Source organism: Treponema endosymbiont of Eucomonympha sp., assembly GCF_001028545.1.
Map to the genome: position 1 here is coordinate 1 of NZ_BBPW01000278.1, position 825 is coordinate 825.

1 protein-coding gene and 1 pseudogene are annotated in these 825 nt (G+C 53.8%); one reads left to right on the forward strand and one right to left on the reverse strand.

Going from position 1 to position 825, the window contains the following annotated elements:
• On the forward strand, window positions 1–300 hold a 300-nt coding region (locus AWU74_RS06520), incomplete at its 5' end, for a DUF192 domain-containing protein (RefSeq protein WP_162504957.1).
• Window positions 301–511: 211 nt separating this feature from the next.
• Here AWU74_RS06520 and AWU74_RS11840 read toward each other — a convergent pair.
• A pseudogene (locus AWU74_RS11840) lies at window positions 512–825 on the reverse strand (hypothetical protein); the annotation flags it as partial.

The following is an 825-nucleotide window of genomic DNA, read 5'->3' on the forward strand; positions in this document are numbered from 1 at the left end:
ACGGAAGCGGAACGGAGCCGCGGTTTTATGGAGCGCAAAAGAATCCCCGACGGCACGGGCATGATTTTTGTCTTTGAACGGGACGAGCGGCTTCGTTTTTGGATGAAAGATACGCCTGTGCCGCTTTCGATAGCCTATATCGATTCCGCGGGCGCCGTCCGCGAGATATACGATATGACGCCGTTCAGCCTTGCTCCGGTAGCGAGTGCCGTATCCGTCCGCTATGCGCTTGAAGTGCCGCGGGGGTGGTTTGCCCGCGCGGGCATTCGGGTCGGCGCGCAGATTGCGGCGAACTTTTAAGAAGCACCGCTTGCCGTGCTGCGAGGTGTAACGAGCGCCGAAGCATAGCGAATAGCGTATAAAACAGAGATAATCACTTGAAGCGGTTTTTTGGAAATATGCGGAAGTTCTGCGGCTATTCGCGGATATGCTTTTATTGCGCGCCAGAGCAATGCTGGAAAGACAGGCATTGTCGAGACTGGCGCGCGCGCCCTCCGCTCATATCAGTATGCTATTTACCGTCTCCTACCGCGAGAGAGTAAATCCGTTCGATAAGTGCTAAAGCTCCGGTGTATCCTATGAACGTTTTATTGACAATCAGCTCGTTATTGAGCGGCGCGCTTATGCCGACGGATAAGCCCTTCATTTCCCGCGCAACGTCGCTTTCCCACGATGAGCCTAAAATCAGGGGAGCGGTAGCACCGAACGGAGCGTCCCGTACTTCGTTTTCTATGATATAGCCGTCCTCAAGAAACAACGGCTCTACGCTGACGCCTGCGCTTAATTCCGCAAACAATTTTGTAATACCGTCCCGGTATTTTTCCG